This window comes from Paraburkholderia sp., assembly GCF_034668105.1.
Classification (GTDB): Bacteria; Pseudomonadota; Gammaproteobacteria; order Burkholderiales; family Burkholderiaceae; genus Paraburkholderia.
In genome coordinates this window covers 1-17808 of record NZ_JAXDPY010000393.1, presented here as the reverse complement: position 1 = coordinate 17808, position 17808 = coordinate 1, and the positions used below count along the sequence as shown (strand labels likewise).

General features: G+C 63.0%; 16 protein-coding genes. 2 read left to right on the top strand and 14 right to left on the bottom strand.

Annotated elements, in window-relative coordinates:
* The first annotated feature begins 170 nt into the window (after positions 1-170).
* Entirely contained in the window at positions 171-1010 is an 840-nt protein-coding gene (gene serB / locus QOC89_RS17615; protein ID WP_323046191.1) for a phosphoserine phosphatase SerB, read from the top strand.
* A 50-nt stretch (positions 1011-1060) separates the two neighbouring features.
* Here serB and QOC89_RS17610 read toward each other — a convergent pair whose 3' ends face one another.
* The 14 genes from QOC89_RS17610 to QOC89_RS17545 all read right to left on the bottom strand — a co-directional run bounded on the left by QOC89_RS17610 (position 1061) and on the right by QOC89_RS17545 (position 16836).
* Positions 1061-1192, bottom strand: a complete 132-nt coding sequence (locus QOC89_RS17610) for a hypothetical protein (RefSeq protein ID WP_323046190.1) — start codon at positions 1190-1192, stop codon at positions 1061-1063.
* 50 nt (positions 1193-1242) lie between these two features.
* Positions 1243-1692, bottom strand: a complete 450-nt coding sequence (locus QOC89_RS17605) for a hypothetical protein (RefSeq protein WP_323046189.1) — start codon at positions 1690-1692, stop codon at positions 1243-1245.
* Between the two features lie 179 nt (positions 1693-1871).
* Complete coding sequence (locus QOC89_RS17600; RefSeq protein ID WP_323046188.1) at positions 1872-3056, bottom strand: cystathionine beta-lyase; 1185 nt, start codon at positions 3054-3056, stop codon at positions 1872-1874.
* 139 nt (positions 3057-3195) lie between these two features.
* Positions 3196-3855: a hypothetical protein gene (locus tag QOC89_RS17595; protein ID WP_323046187.1), complete on the bottom strand. Its 660-nt coding sequence runs from the start codon at positions 3853-3855 to the stop codon at positions 3196-3198.
* 133 nt (positions 3856-3988) lie between these two features.
* Positions 3989-5173 carry a beta-ketothiolase BktB gene (bktB, locus tag QOC89_RS17590; RefSeq protein WP_323046186.1) on the bottom strand — a complete coding sequence of 395 codons (1185 nt, stop codon included), beginning with the start codon at positions 5171-5173 and terminating at the stop codon, positions 3989-3991.
* Positions 5174-5242: 69 nt separating this feature from the next.
* The gene (locus QOC89_RS17585; protein WP_323046185.1) at positions 5243-6271 is read right to left on the bottom strand and encodes a sugar kinase; all 1029 of its coding nucleotides are present in this window, start codon (positions 6269-6271) and stop codon (positions 5243-5245) included.
* Between the two features lie 15 nt (positions 6272-6286).
* Positions 6287-7678 carry a 30S ribosomal protein S12 methylthiotransferase RimO gene (gene rimO, locus QOC89_RS17580; RefSeq protein ID WP_323046184.1) on the bottom strand — a complete coding sequence of 464 codons (1392 nt, stop codon included), beginning with the start codon at positions 7676-7678 and terminating at the stop codon, positions 6287-6289.
* Positions 7679-7792: 114 nt separating this feature from the next.
* Positions 7793-8845 carry a tRNA-dihydrouridine synthase gene (locus QOC89_RS17575; RefSeq protein WP_323046183.1) on the bottom strand — a complete coding sequence of 351 codons (1053 nt, stop codon included), beginning with the start codon at positions 8843-8845 and terminating at the stop codon, positions 7793-7795.
* Between the two features lie 429 nt (positions 8846-9274).
* Entirely contained in the window at positions 9275-9892 is a 618-nt protein-coding gene (gene phaR / locus QOC89_RS17570) for a polyhydroxyalkanoate synthesis repressor PhaR (protein ID WP_179731509.1), read from the bottom strand.
* A 134-nt stretch (positions 9893-10026) separates the two neighbouring features.
* Positions 10027-10767 carry a 3-ketoacyl-ACP reductase gene (locus QOC89_RS17565; protein ID WP_054039485.1) on the bottom strand — a complete coding sequence of 247 codons (741 nt, stop codon included), beginning with the start codon at positions 10765-10767 and terminating at the stop codon, positions 10027-10029.
* Positions 10768-10988: 221 nt separating this feature from the next.
* Positions 10989-12170: an acetyl-CoA C-acetyltransferase gene (locus tag QOC89_RS17560; RefSeq protein WP_323046182.1), complete on the bottom strand. Its 1182-nt coding sequence runs from the start codon at positions 12168-12170 to the stop codon at positions 10989-10991.
* 135 nt (positions 12171-12305) lie between these two features.
* Positions 12306-14135 (bottom strand): class I poly(R)-hydroxyalkanoic acid synthase, encoded by a 1830-nt coding sequence (phaC, locus tag QOC89_RS17555; RefSeq protein ID WP_323046181.1) that lies wholly within the window; start codon positions 14133-14135, stop codon positions 12306-12308.
* 527 nt (positions 14136-14662) lie between these two features.
* Positions 14663-15520, bottom strand: a complete 858-nt coding sequence (gene pgeF / locus QOC89_RS17550; protein WP_323046180.1) for a peptidoglycan editing factor PgeF — start codon at positions 15518-15520, stop codon at positions 14663-14665.
* On the bottom strand, positions 15517-16836 hold the full coding sequence (locus QOC89_RS17545) for an RluA family pseudouridine synthase (RefSeq protein ID WP_323046179.1): 1320 nt from the start codon (positions 16834-16836) through the stop codon (positions 15517-15519). The genes pgeF and QOC89_RS17545 overlap by 4 nt, the downstream gene beginning before the upstream one ends.
* A gap of 38 nt (positions 16837-16874) precedes the next feature.
* On the opposite strand from QOC89_RS17545, the gene QOC89_RS17540 reads away from it, so the two are divergent.
* Entirely contained in the window at positions 16875-17735 is an 861-nt protein-coding gene (locus QOC89_RS17540; protein ID WP_323046178.1) for an outer membrane protein assembly factor BamD, read from the top strand.
* The last annotated feature ends 73 nt before the right edge of the window (positions 17736-17808 follow it).

Here is a 17808-nt window from a genome sequence, read left to right as displayed (position 1 = left end):
GTGTGCCGCTGGTTTGCCGCTGGTTTGCCGCTGGTTTGCCGCTTATTTGCCGCTTATTTGCCGCTGGTTTACCGGATGTCCCCGGTGGCCGCATGTCACTGAGCCGTTACAATGACGGGATTTTCCGCGCGCGTCGCGCGGCCGCCCTTTTCAGCGTCAATGCGTCGACCATGAACCTCGTCATCCAAAGCACCGCGCCCCTTTCCGTCGACCACCACAAAACGCTCGTCGCGCTCGCCCGCGGCTCGCACGCCACCGCCATCGATGCGAACGCGATTCGCATTGCCGACGCGAACATTGCGCAGCGCGCCGACCTCGACGTCTATTGCGGCGCCCATCAGCTGGACTACGCGTTTGTCGAAGCCGGCCGCGAGTTGCGTGACTTCGGTCTTGTTGCGATGGACATGGACTCGACGCTGATCACCATCGAATGCATCGATGAAATCGCCGACTTTTGCGGGTTGAAAGCAGAAGTGGCCGCAATCACGGAAGCCTCGATGCGCGGCGAAATCAAGGATTTCAACGAGAGCCTGACGCGCCGCGTGGCGCTCCTCAAAGGACTCGACGCCGGCGCGCTCGAACGCGTTTATGAAGAACGGCTGAAACTCTCGCCGGGGGCCGAACAGATGCTGGCCGGCGCAAAAGCGGCGGGAGTGAAAACGCTGCTGGTGTCCGGTGGCTTCACGTTCTTCACCGAAAAACTGAAGGCCCGGCTCGGCCTCGATTTCACGCGCGCGAACACACTCGAAATCGTTGATGGCAAATTGACTGGCAACGTGATCGGCGAGATCGTCAACGCCGATGTGAAAGCACGTACGTTGCGCGAGACATGCGCGCAACTGGGTATCGAGCCGACGCGCGCGATTGCGATGGGCGACGGTTCGAACGATCTGAAAATGATGGCCGCTGCGGGACTCTCCGTCGCATTCCGCGCGAAGCCGGTGGTGCGCGAAGCGGCCAGTGTGGCGTTCAACTACGTTGGGTTGGATGGGTTGCTGCGTCTGTTCTGAAGCTTAAGTTGCGCTGGCCGATTCAGTGGCGGCCAGCGCGGGCAGAAACACTATCTTTTGAAATCCGCGAACATGAACAGGGCCAGCATGCTGATCCCCGTGATGATGATCACAGCGCCGTGCCACTTCAGAACACGAGCGTAGTTTTCGTCAGATTGCAGATACGTGAATAATTTGTCCATTAGCGCCTCCGAAAAGTAGATCAGTATAAAAGATGCGCTATCTAAAAAATCTAATTCAGGTGCACATGTAGGATTGCAAACAGTACAGCAGCAAGAGATGTTGCCAAAATCGAAATCACGATTGCCGTGCGCGACAACGCCCCCGTAGCAAGCCGTTTCTGCCCGTCACGAAGGCATGGGCTTGCCTCGGCATGATGTGCATTGACCAAAGACAACATCACGATGCTCGAACAGGCGAATGCCACCATGCAGAATCCAGCAATGGCGCCCTCCAGGATAGGCATTCCGTCGCGCCCCACCTCGAGCGCGCTCACCGCCTCATAAACCGCGGCCGCGCACAATCCAATCGCACACCAGAACAGTTGGCCGTCTTTCACCGATGCGGCGATCAACGCCTTCGCGACGCGCCAGCCGTGCGTGGGTGCGGCGAGCGCGAGCGTAAAGATCGGGCCGACAATCGGCACGCCAAGATTCAGCAACATCCAGAAAAATAGATTCATCGAAGCTCACCATCGTGCGGTAGTTGTTAGTTGTGGTGCGCACCATCGTAGCGTCGAGATCCAGTGCCGACCATTCGGCCGAATGGTTAGGCTTGGTGGCTATCTTGACAAAATAAAAAGCCCATCGGGACCGCGTCCCGTTGGGCTTTTTCCACCTTCAACACTCTGCGTTCAGGTGCTTAACCCAACGCCACCAGACGCTGTTCGATATCGGCGCGCAGATCGGCCTCTTCTTCCAGGCCGATGTAGAACCGCACCAGCGTGCCGCGATACGGCCATTGCCCTGCGGTGCGCATCGAGGCGACGTCGTACGGCATCGCAAGACTGTGCGCGCCGCCCCAGCTCCAGCCGAGCGAAAACAGTTCGAGCGACTCGCAGAACGTGTCGATTTGCGCCGCACTATAACGCTCGTCGAACACGACCGAGAAAAGTCCCCCCGCGCCCGTAAAGTCGCGCTTGTAAAACTCATGTCCCGGACAGTCCGACAACGCCGGATGCAAGACCGCGGCAATTTCCGGACGCGTCTTCAGCCATGTGGCGAGGCCTAGCGCCGCACGGTCATGCGCTTCGAAGCGCAGTTGCATGCTCGGCAGGCTGCGCAGAATCAGCGAACAGTCATCCGCCGACACGCCGATCCCCATGCGCATGCGCGCCGCCTTCAGCTTCAGATGCAATTCGCGATCGACGGTGATCGTCGCGCCCATCAACACGTCGCCGCCGCCCGACTGGTACTTGGTCAAGGCCTGCACCGAGATATCCACGCCGTGGTCGAACGGCCGGAACCCGAGTCCCGCGGACCAGGTATTGTCGATTGCCGTGACGACGTTGCGCGCGCGCGCCACCGCGGTGATAGCGGGCACGTCGGGCACTTCCATCGTGACCGAGCCAGGGGCCTCGAGCCAGATCAACCGTGTGTTCGGCTGGATCAGATCCGCGATCCCCGCGCCGATCATCGGATCGTAGTAGCGCGCGGTGATACCGAAATCGCGCGCCAGCCAGTCGCCATGATCGCGGTTCGGCGAGTAGACGTTATCGGGAATCAGCACGTCGTCGCCGGCCTTCACAAGGCCGAAGTACACGTTCGAGATAGACGACAACCCCGAAGGCTGCAACAACGCATGACGGCCACCTTCGATGGTGGCAAGCCGCTGCGCCAGTGCGAGCGAAGTCGGCGTGGCGTGCAGGCCATAGCGCCATTGCGCGTCGTTTTTCCAGTCGAGCGCGCGCATGGTCGCGAGGTCCGGGAACACGACCGTCGAAGCGCGCGTTACCGGCATCGAAAACGATTCGAAGCCTGGCGTGAGCTGGTCTTCGGCACGCACGATCTGGGTTTGCAGGCCGCGTTTGAGTTTGGATTGGGTCATGGTGAGATTTGTTGAGGGTCCAGGCAGCAGACAGAAAACCGGGGGCGTTGTTCCGACCGGCGCCACACATGCAAGCGTAGACGAGCCGGGAGAGTTGCGCCTCGCAGAGCGCGCAAGCTGTCAGGTGCGCGGCCGCGCTTCACTCGCCGATTTGCAGGTTGCTGACCCCGCCAACGGCGTGGCCGCTCCCCGCGGGCGATGAAGCCGGCGCAGCCGCTCCGGCGGCGGCTGACGCTTGCGCAGCCACGGCCGCCTTGCTCGCGGCAGCCGGCACGGCCTGCCCCGCCGCCAGCGGCTTCAGATCGAACGGCTGCGGGTCGGAATCGTCGACGTTCATCCGGTCGCCCGCCAGCGAACCGTCGGCGGCAAACTTGCCGACCCAGTTGCCGGTGATATGCGTGCCGTCGTTCGATTCCTCGACTTCGAGGGTATCGCCGTCGCGGTCTCCCGCGATCAGGGTGACCTCGCCGGTATCGGTGTACTGATACTCGCCGTGCACACCGGCCGGGTCATCGGTTTTCGCGCCCAGCCGCAGCACGATCTGACGCGAGCCGAGCATGCCGGCATAGCGCGGAAACTTCGCGAATTCGGGGCTCGGCTTGAGCGGCAACTGAATCGGCGGGGGCGCGGCCAACTCCTTCACCGCGTCGCTTTCCGCCCACGCCTGCGCGGGCACGACAGCCGCAGCGCCGGCGCACAGCAAGGCGGCCACGCTCACCACGTTCCGAAGGAAGCGCCCCTGGGAGACTGCCCAGGCACGCCGGCGCGTCGCCTCCTTGATCGCTTTCGATTCCTGCATCCGTTCTTTCCTTGTTACCTGGTGCTGCTCGATACGAGTTTACTATCCGCATGGCGTCAGACTTCGTTCGGCGGGGAGAATCGAGGCGTTGCGCTGCCCGCCTTCGGCTTTGGCTTCGGCTTTGGCCTCGGTCTCAGATCCGTTCGAAGATCGCCGCGATGCCTTGCCCGCCGCCGATACACATCGTCACCAGCGCATAGCGGCCGCCGACCCGCTGCAATTCATACAACGCCTTGACGGTGATCAGTGCGCCGGTCGCGCCGATCGGGTGGCCGAGCGAAATGCCCGAGCCGTTCGGATTGACCTTGGCCGGATCGAAACCGAGTTCCTTGCTGACCGCGCACGCCTGCGCCGCAAACGCCTCGTTCGCTTCGATCACATCGAGATCGGCGACCGTCAGGCCGGCGCGTTCGAGCGCCTTGCGCGTGGCGGGCACTGGCCCGATACCCATGTACGCCGGATCGACACCCGCGTGCGCGTACGAAACCAGCCGTGCCAACGGCTTGATGCCGCGCTTTTCCGCGACGCTGCGATCCATCAGCACGACCGCCGCCGCGGCGTCGTTGATGCCCGACGCGTTGCCCGCGGTCACCGTGCCGTTTTCCTTCGCGAACACCGGCTTCAACTTCGAGAAGTCTTCAGCCGTCGCGTTCATGCGCGCGTGTTCGTCCGTGTCGAACACGACGTCGCCCTTCTTCGACGGAATCGTGATCGGCAAAATCTGATCCTTGAAGTAGCCAGCGGAAATCGCGTTGGCCGCGCGGCGATGCGACTCGAGCGCGAGCGCATCCTGCGCTTCGCGCGAGATCTCGTATTTGCGCGCGACGTTCTCGGCGGTCACGCCCATATGGATCGACTGGAACGGGTCGTTCAGCGCGCCGACCATCATGTCGACGAGGCGCGCGTCGCCCATGCGCTGACCGAAGCGCGCGGCCGGCATCGAATACGGCGCGCGGCTCATGTTTTCCGCACCGCCGCCGATCGCGATGTCGGCGTCGCCGAGCAACACGCTTTGCGCCGCCGAAACGATGGCCTGCAGGCCCGAACCGCACAGGCGGTTGACGGTCAACGCGGGCGCGTGTTGCGCGACGCCGCCGTTGATCGCGGCCACGCGCGCCAGATACATGTCTTTCGGTTCCGTATGCACGACGTTGCCGAATACCACATGACCGACTTCGTCGCCCGACACGTTCGCGCGTGCCAGCGCCTCACGCACGACCCGTGCACCCAGATCCGCGGGCGGAAAATCCTTGAGACTGCCGCCAAAACCACCGATCGCCGTACGCACACCGCTTACCACCACTACGTCCCGTTGCATCGCTCGCTCCTCTCTTAGTTTTTCAAGATGATCTTGCCATGGCGGCCCGCGCGTCCCAGCGCCTCGTGATCAGCCCGCCAGCAACTGTTCGACCGTCGCGCGCGAAGGGATTGGTGCGACCGCGCCGTAACCCTGCGTGGACAGCGCCGCGGCGACGTTCGCATAACGCGCCGCTTGAAAAGGATCGTCACCCGCGACGATACGCGCGATGAACGCGCCGCCGAAACAGTCGCCCGCCCCGGTCGCATCGACCGCGTTGACGACGTGGCCCGGCACGATGCGCCGCTCGTCAGGCGTGGCGATGTAGGAGCCTTCCTTGCCGAGCTTGAGCGCGACGACCCGCGGGCCGTGCGACAGCAGAAAGTCGACGATCTCGTCACGGCCGGTCAAACCGGTGAGTTCGGTGACGTCGTCCCAGCTCGGCAGGCAAATGTCGGTTTGGCGAATGGCCTCGAGCATCACCGCGCGCGCCCTCGCGAGCGGCCATAGCTTCAGGCGCAGATTGGTGTCGAAACTCACGCGCACGCCGTTCGCGCGCGCATGCGCGATCGCCGCCAACGCTGCGTCGCAGGCGCTCAAACTGATCGCGAGGCTGATACCGGACAGGTGGATGACCTTGGCCGCGGCGATCGCATCGAGCGGCAGATCGTGCGGCGCGTAGCGGCTCGCGGCCGACTCCGCGCGCAGATAATCGAACGCATGGCCTGTGGGACCGTGCGAAACGAAATAGACGCCGGTGGACGCATGGGGATCGACACGCACGAGCGACGTCTCGACCTGCTCGCGTTCCCACAGATCGATCAGCAGACGCCCGAAATGGTCGCTGCCGACCGCCGACACGAAACCGGTCTTCGCGCCCTGCCGTGCCGCCGCGATGCAGAAGTTCGACGTATCGCCGCCGAAGCCTTGCAGATAGTTCGGCTGGTCTTTAGCCGACTGGTTGAACTCGATCATGGCCTCGCCGAGCGCGAGGATTTCGGGGCGCCGGGCATCCGGGCGCCGGGCATCCGGGCGCCGGGCATCCGGAGGCCGGCTATCCGGGCGCCGGGCATCCGTGGACCCAGCACCCGGGATCAAGCCTTCAGGCGTGTCAGACATACTCACCGCCATCGCTTAAACCTCGCCCCACAGATCATGACCGTCGGCGCCGGTGATCTTCACCGAGACGAAATCGCCGACCTTGTAGCGTTTCGATGCCTTGGTGGCCGGCGCGATATACACGACACCGTCGATCTCGGGCGCATCCGCCGCCGTGCGGCCAATGCCGCCATCGGCATTGATCTCGTCGACCAGCACTTTGAGCGTCTTGCCGACCTTCTTCGCGATCCGTTTGGCCGATACTTCTTCGGCGACTTCCATGAAACGCGCGCGGCGTTCTTCACGCACTTCATCGGGCAATGCGCCGTCGAGTTCGTTGGCGCTTGCGCCTTCGACCGGCGAGTAAGCAAAGCAGCCGACCCGATCCAGTTCCGCCTCGCGGATGAAATCGAGCAGCGTCTGGAATTGCTCTTCGGTCTCGCCCGGGAAGCCGGCGATGAAGGTGCTGCGGATCGTCAGATCGGGGCATATTTCACGCCATGCTTTCACGCGCTCCATCACCTTCTCGGCGTTGGCCGGACGCTTCATGCGCTTCAACACTTCCGGATGCGCGTGCTGGAACGGCACGTCGAGGTACGGCAGCACATGACCCTTGAACGGCCCTTCGGCCATCATCGGGATGACTTCGTCGACACTCGGATACGGATACACGTAATGCAAACGCACCCATGCGCCGTATTGCGCCGCGAGTTCGCCGAGCGCGCCGACCAGATCGGTCATGCGCGTCTTGATTGGCTTGCCGTTCCAGAACCCCGTGCGGTATTTGACGTCGACGCCATAGGCGCTGGTGTCCTGCGAAATCACCAGCAGTTCCTTCACGCCGGACTTGAACAGGTTCTCCGCTTCGAGCATCACCTCGGCGACCGGGCGCGACACGAGGTCGCCGCGCATCGACGGGATGATGCAGAACGTGCAGCGGTGATTGCAGCCTTCGGAAATTTTCAGGTACGCATAGTGGCGCGGCGTGAGCTTGACGCCGGCGGCCGGCACCAGATCGATGAACGGATCGTGCGGCTTCGGCAGATGGTTGTGCACCGCCTGCATCACTTCGCCGAGCGCGTGCGGGCCGGTCACGGCCAGCACCTTTGGATGCACTTCTTCGATCAGGTTGGAGCCGCTCGCACTCTGCTTGGCACCGAGGCAGCCGGTGACGATCACCTTGCCGTTTTCGCTGAGCGCTTCGCCGATCGCGTCGAGGCTTTCCTGCACTGCTTCGTCGATGAAGCCGCACGTGTTGACGACTACGAGGTCCGCGCCGTCGTAGGTGCCGGAGATTTCGTAGCCCTCGGCGCGCAGCTGCGTGATGATCTGTTCGGAATCGACGAGTGCTTTAGGACACCCGAGGCTGACGAAACCGACCTTCGGCGTAGAAGGGGTCGGCACGGCGGGGGAAATGGTCTGCGGCATAGGTGGGGTCCGGCGTATAGCGGTGACAATGGCGACAAATGGGGACGGCGGCAACGCCAGGGTCCGGGGGTAACAAAGACCACAACCCGGACAACGTCCCGCGCGCGTAACCGTTTATTGTACCGCGCCGGCGACCATGCAGCCGGCCAAGTCGTGACGCGCCGCCGGATCGGGAAAGCCGGCAAGCGCACTTCGTCGAGCCAACGTTACGCCGTTGAACACCAGCGCCTGCTCGATCACCTGAAGAATCTCACGCGAATCGTGCAAGCGCCGGATGGCTGCATGCAGTTCGGCGGCCTGCGGCCAGGTCCGCTTCAGATAGCTCAGCCACATTTTGACGCGTCCGTGCTCATGGCGAGCCGCGACGCGGGCTTGCAGTTTTTTCAGGTAATCGGCGAGATGGCTCAGCACGGCCGGCCATTCCTCCCCGGAAGGCGTCCGGTCCATCAGTCCGCGTATCCGCAAGGCGAGGAAAGGATCCGACACGGCGCCGCGCCCGACCATCACGTCCGCGCAGCCGCTGACCGCACGGCACCGCTCCCAGTCGGCCACGGTCCAGACTTCCCCGTTGGCGATGACGGGCACGTCCACGGCCGCGTCGATACGCGCGATCCACTCCCAGTGCGCCGGCGGCCGGTAGCCATGATCACGCGTGCGGGCATGAACGACAAGAGAGGCCGCGCCCCCTTCCGCCAGCGCTGTCGCGCATTCGATCGCGAGCGAAGTGTCGGACACGCCGAGCCGCATTTTTGCTGTCACGGCAATGCCGGCTGGCACCGCCGCGCGAACGGACGAAACGATCCGGTTCAGCTGTTCAGGGTGCGCCAGCAACATCGCGCCGCCACCGTGCCGGTTGACGACCTTGGCGGGACAACCAAAGTTCAGATCGAGTCCATGTGGCGACAAACGGGCCGCCTGAGCCGCATTCAGCGCCATCCATTCGGGATCGCTGCCGAGCAGTTGAATCACCATCGGCGTGCCGCCGGGGGTGCGACCTCCTTGCAGGACTTCGGGCGTGTCCCTCTCGTAGACACGCTCGGGAAGCACCGAGCCCGTCACGCGAACAAATTCGGACACGCATCCGTCGAATCCGCCGGTACGGGTCAGCACGTCGCGCAGCACGTAGTCCGCGAGTCCTTCCATCGGGGCAAGGAACAGCCGGCTCATGCGGGCACGACGCAACGGCTGTCTTTGCGAATCATCCGGTCAGCCAAGGCGGAAAAATCCGGGCCTCGGAATCGAAGGCATGGACGCGGTTGGAAAAGGGGTTTGCGGCATGGATGGGGCGAGCGGATAGCGGTGGTGACCAACAAGGACGGAGCGGCGAAGCTGAGCGTCGCGCGACTCCCAGCTTCATGAGGGCTCACGGTGAATCACGAGGGGCAGTGAAGGCAACACCTTCCCGGCAGCGACGCCGCAAGCAACCCACGATTGTACCGCGCGCCACGCTCATGCCCGCGCCCGCCCGCTTTCGCTCGGGCGCGAGCCACGACGGTACCAACCGGTGGCACCTTGGCACGCGACGTACACTCCCGCCTACCTCTGCCTGAAACGACCGCATAACGATGCGCGCTGTCTCGGCATCCCCCTGCGCCGCTACTTCTTCTCCGGCTCCGGATTGGTTTGCGGATTAGCCGGCGCGACCGGTGCGCCAGCCGCATTCACCGGTCCACCTGGCGTGAACGGGAACGTGGCGAACATCGATTTCGCCTGGTTCTGCATCTGCTCCTGCATCTGCACGAACATGTTCTTCGACTGCTCGATATAGCTGGTCATCATGCCCTGCATCATCGGGGCCTGCATGTTCATGAACTGCGACCAGACTTCGGGGTTCATTGCCTTGCCTTCATACAGGTTCTTCGACTGGTCGGCGAGCTTCGCCTGAATGTCGATGAAGGCCTGGATATTCTTCTCCAGATACGTGCCCATCATGCCCTGCATCGCATGGCCATAGAAACGGATGATCTGCGACAACATCGACGACGAGAACATCGGCAAGCCGCCGCTCTCTTCTTCAAGAATGATCTGCAACAGGATGGCACGCGTCAGGTCCTCGTTGCTCTTCGCATCGATGACCTTGAAATCCTCCTGATCCAACACGAGCTGCTTGACGTCCGTCAGCGTGATGTATGTGCTTGTCTCGGTATCGTAGAGTCGACGATTCGGATACTTCTTGATCAATCGTTCGGCTGTTTTCTTTGTAGTAGTGGTCATGTAACGCCTTTGAGCGCGAGTTGAGCGCGAAAACGGCGTCATGCCGGCTGCGCAATCGGGCAATTGCACAGTCGAGACGCCGCCGGAACCATCTGAGCAGAAGCACGCCGCCTTGTGAGCGGCGCACCGATGACTCAGCCCATATGCAAACCGCCATTCAGTGAAAAATCCGCGCCCGTGGAGAAACCCGATTCGTCCGAGGCGAGCCATGCCACGATCGAGCCGATTTCCTGCGGCTGACCGAGACGGCGCACCGGAATCGTCGCGACGATCTTTTCCAGCACGTCAGGACGAATCGACTTGACCATATCCGTGCCGATGTAGCCCGGCGACACGGTGTTGACCGTCACGCCTTTGGTGGCCACTTCCTGCGCCAGCGACATCGTGAAGCCGTGAATGCCGGCCTTCGCGGTCGAGTAGTTGGTCTGGCCGAATTGCCCCTTCTGGCCGTTCACCGACGAGATGTTGATGACGCGCCCGAAGCCGCGCTCGACCATGCCGTCGATCACCTGCTTGGTGACGTTGAACAGGCTGGTCAGGTTGGTGTCGATCACCGCCGTCCAGTCTTCGTGCGTCATCTTGCGGAACACGACGTCGCGCGTAATACCGGCGTTGTTCACCAGCACGTCGATCTCGCCGACTTCGGCCTTGACCTTGTCGAACGCCGCCTTGGTCGACTCCCAATCGCCGACGTTGCCTTCGGACGCGATGAAATCATAGCCGAGCGCCTTCTGCTCTTCGAGCCACTTCACGCGGCGCGGCGAGTTCGGGCCGCAACCTGCGACGACCTTGAAGCCCTCTTTGTGCAGCCGTTGGCAAATGCTCGTGCCGATGCCGCCCATCCCGCCCGTTACGTACGCAATTCGCTGTGTCATAAACCACACTCCGTTTTTCGTTTTCGAGGCGCCGACCGGCTGCCTCTTCCCTCGCCTGATGCTTCATCTCCACTGCCGCCGGGCGACCGGCCGACGAGGCCACTGCGCACCGCGCGCCACCTGCTGCCTTATGACTGTGACGCGCGGCAATCCTGCTTACCGCCTGCCAGGACACTCTTAAGCGGCTTGAGCCCGCTTCCAGGCGCTCTGCCAGGCCCGTGTCAAGCGCGTTCGAGCGCCAGCGCCACACCCATGCCGCCGCCGATACACAGCGACGCCAGACCCTTCTTCGCATCGCGCTTCTGCATTTCGTGCAGCAGCGTGACGAGAATCCGCGCGCCGGACGCACCGATCGGATGGCCAATCGCAATCGCGCCGCCGTTCACGTTGATCTTCGACGTGTCCCAGCCCATCTGCTGATTCACGGCGCACGCCTGGGCGGCAAACGCTTCGTTGATTTCCATCAGGTCCAGATCGGCCGGCGTCCAGCCCGCACGCTCCAGGCAACGGCGCGAGGCCGGCACCGGGCCCATGCCCATCACCTTCGGATCCAGACCCGAGGTGGCGTACGCCTTGATGCGTGCGAGCGGCGCAAGGCCAAGCGCCTCGGCCTTCTTCGCCGACATCACCAGCACCGCCGCCGCGCCGTCGTTCAGACCCGACGCATTGGCCGCCGTTACCGAGCCTTCTTTCGAGAACGCCGGCTTCAGACTCGCCAGCGATTCAGCCGTCACGCCGTGACGCACGAATTCGTCGGTTGCGAAACGCAGCGGCTCGCCCTTGCGTTGCGGAATCTCGACCGGCACGATTTCGTCGTTGAAACGGCCCGCCTTCTGCGCGGCTTCCGCCTTGTTCTGCGAGAGCGCCGCAAACGCGTCCTGCTGCTCGCGTGTAATGCCGTATTCCCTGGCGACGTTCTCAGCCGTCACACCCATGTGGTACTGGTTGTAGACATCCCACAGGCCGTCGACGATCATCGAGTCGATCAGCTTCGCGTCGCCCATGCGGAACCCGTCGCGCGAGCCCGGCAGCACGTGCGGTGCGGCGCTCATGTTTTCCTGACCGCCGGCAATCACGATGTCGGCGTCGCCCGCGATGATCGCGTTGGCCGCCAGCATCACGGACTTCAGGCCCGAGCCGCACACCACGTTGATCGTCATGCCCGGCACGGCCGCGGGCAGCCCTGCCTTGATCAGCGATTGACGCGCCGGGTTCTGGCCCGAGCCCGCCGTCAGCACCTGCCCCAGAATGACTTCGCTGACCTGCTCAGGCTTCAGACCAGCCCGTTCGAGTACGGCGCGAATCACCGTCGCGCCGAGTTCGGGCGCGGCGATCTTCGCCAGCGACCCACCGAATTTACCTACTGCCGTACGGGCGGCCGATACGATCACAACATCAGTCATTTCCATATCCTCCGGGCACATCGGCTGAATACGCCGCAGCCCGTCAAGTTAAAAATCTTGTTGCTCGTGCGTTCCTGTTCACGCGAACGCGGATTCATACCACCAGATCAACCCCACCCGCAGGTGCGCTCACACCTACTCGCGCTGCCGCACATAGCGTCCCGGCGCCGGCTCGATCACAGGAAATTCGGCGGAGCCGGCCGCGGCGCGCGGCTTCACTTTCTTGCCGCCATACTGGTCGAGCCAGGTAGTCCATTCGGGCCACCAGCTGCCGGGCACTTCGGCCGCCTGATCGAGCCATTCGTCGGCGCTTTCCGGCAGCGTCTTGACGTCGCCTTCGAGCGTCCAGTAGCTGCGCTTTTTCTTCGCCGGCGGATTGATCACACCCGCGATATGGCCCGACGCGCCGAGCACGAACTTCAGCGGCCCCGCGAGCAACGGCACCGATGCATAGGCGGTTTGCCACGGCACGATATGGTCTTCGCGCGAGCCGTAGATGAAAGTGGGCACGTCGATCTTCGAAAGGTCGACCGGCTCGCCGCAGGTGGTCAACGCACCCGGTTCGCGCAGACGATTCTCGAGATACGTATTGCGCAGATACCAGACATACATCGGTCCCGGCAGACTGGTCGAATCGCTGTTCCAGTACAGCAGGTCGAACGGCACCGGCGTGCGACCCTTGAGGTAGTTGTCGACGACGTAGTTCCACACCAGATCGTTCGGCCGCAGGAATGAGAACGTGTTGGCGAATTCGATGCCGCGCATCAATCCCGGTGTGCCACCGTTCTTGCCGCCAATGGTCTGCTCGCGCATCTGCACGTGCGCTTCGTCGACGAATACGTCGAGCACGCCCGTGTCCGAGAAATCGAGCATCGCGGTGAGCAAGGTCATCGACGCGGCTGGATGTTCGCCGCGCGCGGCCGCCACTGCCAGCGCCGTGGCGAGCATGGTGCCGCCGACGCAGAAGCCGAGCGTGTTGATCTGCTCGCGGCCGCTGATCTTGCTGACCGTTTCGATCGCCTTGAGCACGCCCTCGCCGATGTAGTCGTCCCACGTCTTGCTGGCGATCGACGCGTCCGCGTTGCGCCACGAAATCAGAAACACCTGATGACCCGAATCGAGCCCGTGCGCGACCAGCGAGTTCTCCGGTTGCAGATCGAGAATGTAGAACTTGTTGATGCAAGGCGGCACGATCAGAAGCGGGCGTTCCCGCACGGTCGCCGTGCGCGGCTTGTACTGGATCAGTTGCATCAGCTCGTTCTCGAACACCACCGAACCTTCGGTGTTCGCCAGATTTTCGCCGACCACGAAACCTGATTCGTCTGTCTGCGAAATCTTGCCGCGCTGCAAGTCGCCCAGCAGATTCATCACGCCCTGCCGCAAGCTCTCACCCTGGCTATCCAGCAAGGTCTTTTGCGCTTCCGGATTCAATGCGAAGAAGTTGCTCGGCGATGCGGCCGCGGTCCACTGCTGAACGGCGAAACGGATACGCTCGCGCATCTTCGGTTCCGTTTCGAGCGCGTCGACCATTTCCTGCAGATAGCGCGCGTTCAACAGATACCAGGCGGCGGTGAATGCGTAGGCCGGCGCTGAACTCCACGCGTCGGAACTGAAGCGGCGGTCCTTGAGTTCGGGCGCTCTGGTCGCGGAGCTGGTGGCCTGCTGGATCAGCTCCATCGCCTCGCGCGAATAATCGGCTTGCAGCTTTTGCAGACGCTCTGATGGAATCGCGGCGCTCGGCACATTCAGTCCGGCGAATGAAGGCAGTGACGGCAGCGACCCGGCAGCCAGTTTGCCGAAGTCAGGCATGCCTGGGAATGACGGCATTTGCGGCACACCCATTTGCGGCATTTGAGGGATGCCCATTTGCGGCATCTGAGGCATTGGGAAAGGTATGCCATTGCCGCCGGGCGGCGTACCGAGCGAACGCCATGCGTTCATCCAGGCGTCGAATAACTGCTGCATGCCCGCGGCCGGTGTTGCGCCGCTCGTACCGGCCTGCTGCGTCTGCTCCTTTGAGGAGTCCGTGCTGGGGGAAGCTGAGGAATGTGGAGCTGCCATACCTGCTTTTGACCGGTAAGTCCTTGCGGACGGGTTGAGAGGCAGGTTCATGCGCACGTGGGCGATTGCTCGCGGTCTCGTCACGCCCTGTCCCATGTACGAGGAGCTGTGAGGAACATTCTTGCTCCCCATCGCAAGGCATGTCAATGCTTGTTCCCGATTTTGCCGCAGTGCGATAGTTTTTTAATTATCGTTTTCCCTGTGTAGCAGATCGCGCTTTTCGAACCGGGATTGATCAGTGCCACCGCAAGCGAAAAAAGCTCCCATATTGCATGGGCTTATACGCGTTTATCCGTTCGCCGGCGGACGCTTTTGGCGGCAGATCTGCGCATGCGCAGTGAATTCCGGCAGTGCAGCAAAAAAGCGTGCCGCACCTCCGAATAAACCCTCATACGAGGGCTCGTAGACGAGACGCCGCTGCGGGCGCCCGCTCAATCCGCAATCGTCTGCGCACGATCGTCCAGCCAGATCAGCGCGGCCATGCGGCCAGTCTCACGGTCGCGGCGATAGGAATAGAAACGTTCACGTTGCGTGACCGTACAAAGATCGCCGCCGACCACGCGCGTCACGCCGAGCCGCTGCAAACGCAAGCGCGCGAGTGCAGCAAGATCGGCCAGATATTTGCCGGGGTTTTGCGGATGCGTCACGAAGGCATTCGCCGTGGCCTCGCGTTGTGCGCCATCCACGCCGTTCATGAAGGCGTCACGCACGTCTGCGCCCACCTCGAATGCGCCGGGTCCGATCGCCGGGCCGAGAAAGGCGTGCAACGATGCGGGCGCTACGCCGGCGAGTTCGGCGACGCGCTCCGCCGTCTGTTCAACGATGCCCGCGGCCAGCCCACGCCAGCCGGCATGAGCCGTACCGACCGCGCGCCCGGCTTCGTCGCACAACAGCACCGGCATGCAATCGGCCACCATCACGACGCACACCGTGCCGGGCCGATCGGTGACGCTGGCATCGGCGCGCATCGGCGTGCCGCTTGTGTGAATCTGGTGAAGCGCATCCTCGGCACGCACGATGCCCGCGCCGTGAATCTGTTCGAGCCACGCGGCCTCGCCGACGCCCGCCAGACTCAGCAGTCGTGCGCGATTGGTTGCGACCGCCGCGGGATCGTCACCGGCTTTCATCCCCAGATTCAGACCGCCGGACCGGTCCGCGCCATCCTGCCAGCGGCCGAACGGCGGCTCGCTCACGCCGCCGTTGCGGGTGGTGACGAGCGCGCGCACACGCGGCGATACGTTCCATGCCGGTTGCACGACATCGGCAAAGCTCAGCTCGGGCAAGCTCATGCGTGTCCGTCCTTGGGGTGGTTGTCTTCGTGGTTGTCTTCGTGGTTGTCTTCGTCTTCGTCGTGTGCGCCGCTTTCGTCGTATGCGTCGCCTTCATCGGCATCCTCGTCCAGCAAGGCGTCGTCCGGCGAAGCGTCGTAATCGTCTTCCTCGTAATACGTCTCGTCGAACTCGCCCGCATCGTCGCGTCCGAGACCGAGCGCCGCCGACAGCACCTGCATGTCTTCCGGTGCGTCAGCGCGCCATTGCATGGTGCGGCCGGTTTGCGGGTGAATCAGGCCGAGGCGCCATGCGTGCAACGCCTGACGCGCGAAACCGTCCGGCAGCGGTGTGACCGAGCGCTTGCCGCGCGCGCGCCCATAAACCGGATCGCCGAGCAGCGGATGGCCGATATGCGCGCAATGCACGCGAATCTGATGGGTGCGTCCGGTTTCCAGATCGCAATGAATCGCGGTGACCGGCTGACGCTGCCAGATCGCCGTATCCACGCGCCGGAAATGCGTGCGCGCGGCTTTGCCCGATGCGCTCGTCACCACCGCCATGCGCGTGCGTTCGCGCGGATCGCGGCCGATCGGCGCGTCGATCGTGCCTTCCTCGGGCATGTTGCCCCACACCAGCGCGAGATAACGGCGCTTGACCGTGCGCGCCTGAAGCTGGCGCACCAGATCGGTCTGCGCCTCGAGGGTGCGCGCCACCACCATCAGGCCGGAGGTCTCCTTGTCCAGCCGATGCACGATACCGGCACGCGGCAGGCCTGCCGCGGCATCGCCGTAGCGATACAGCAGGCCGTTCAGCACCGTGCCGCTCCAGTTGCCGGCCGCCGGATGCACGACCATGCCGGCCGGCTTGTTGATGACCACCAGCGTGTCGTCCTCGTAGACGATCTCGAGCGGGACCGGCTCGGGCGTGAATGCCAGTTGCTCGGGCAGCAGATCGGGCACGAGCTCGATGGTCGCGCCAAGCGGCACCGGCTGCCGGATCTTTGCGGGCTTGCCGTCGATGCGCACCCGCTCCGACTCGATCCAGCTTTGCAGCCGGTTGCGTGAAAATTCCGGAAAGACGCGCGCGAGCACCTTGTCGAGGCGTTCGCCGGCCAGTTCGTCGGGCACGACAACGCTGCGCGGGGTCTCGTCCGCCACGCGGCTCGCCACCGTCGGCACCATGCTTTGCGGGCCGGCGGCGGCAAGCGCGTCGCTGCCGAGATCGTCGTCAAGCGAATCGACGCCCAATGCGTCGGAGGGATCAGCGCTTACGCTATAATCTTTGTTGCTATTCCCGGCACCGGTAGCGGCGCCTGGAGTATTTGAGCGGGTCATTGAGTCTGGGTCACCTGGACGTAAAGCTAGACTGGAAAATGCGAGCCTTGAACACCATCACTAAAGCGGCGATCAATTTGGCGGCCATCAAGAAGGCGGCCCGGAAAGTGGCCGGATACATTGCGTGCGCCGCGGCCGTTGCCGTTGTCGCGGCTTGTCACGGCCTGCCGGAAAAGACCGATGAGACGGCTACGTGGAACAACAACAAATTATATACGGAGGCGAACGACGCTCTGACCGGCGGTGATTTCGGCAAGTGCGCCAAGTATTTCGAAATGCTTGAAGGCCGCGATCCGTTCGGCCACTTTGCCCAGCAAGCGCAGATCAACGTCGCGTATTGCAACTGGAAAGATAACGAAAACGCCGCCGCCGACCAGGCGATCGACCGCTTCATCCAGTTGCACCCGGATCACCCGGACATCGCCTACGCGTACTACCTGAAGGGCATGATCCACTTCAATGACGACCTCGGTCTGTTCGGCCGCTTCTCCGGCCAGGACATGAGCGAGCGCGATCCGGTGTCGCTGCGTCAGTCGTATGACGCGTTCAAGGTCGTGGTCGACAAATACCCGAACAGCAAGTATGCGCCGGACGCCGCGCAACGCATGCGCTATATCGTGAACGCGCTGGCGTCGCACGAAGTCCATGCGGCGGATTATTACTACCGTCGTGGCGCCTACGTTGCCGCGATCAACCGCGCGCAGCTGGCGTTGAAGGAATACAAGAACGCGCCGGCTATCGAAGACGCACTGCACATCATGATGCTGTCGTACGAGAGGCTGAATCAGCCGCAACTGGCTGACGACACGAAGCGCATTCTGGCCGGCACCTTCCCCGACAGCCCGTACATCACGGGCCATGCAAGGCCGGGTAAGGAAAAGTCGTGGTGGCAGTTCTAAGCTTCGGCCAGACGTTATCAACATAAAGCTTTAAAACAGAAACGCCACGACCTCGGTAGTGGCGTTTCTGTTT